The 294-nt window shown below is 49.7% G+C and carries 1 protein-coding gene; it reads left to right on the plus strand.

Annotation, left to right across the window (positions count from 1 at the left end):
• A partial coding sequence (locus SB660_RS19850) for a TerC family protein (protein WP_410583991.1) occupies positions 1–294 on the plus strand: 294 nt, incomplete at both ends.

Genomic DNA, 294 nt, shown 5'->3' on the forward strand with positions numbered 1-294 from the left:
GACTGACCCTGTATCATGGGGGCTGATCGGTTCCTTGGTTCTGCTGGAAGGGCTGCTGTCGGCCGACAATGCGTTAGTGCTTGCGGTTATGGTAAGGCATCTGCCTGAAAAACAGCGGAAGAAAGCATTAACATACGGATTGTTCGGGGCATATATTTTCCGTTTTATCTTTATCGGAATCGGGATGCTTCTCATTAAGTTCTGGTGGATCAAAGTGCTCGGCGCGCTGTACCTGGCTTGGCTCGTCATTAAGCATTTCTGGATCGGAGAAGGTGATGACGATACGGAAGGCAT

This window comes from Bacillus sp. SIMBA_005, from assembly GCF_046535585.1.
Classification (GTDB): Bacteria; Bacillota; Bacilli; order Bacillales; family Bacillaceae; genus Bacillus; species Bacillus pumilus.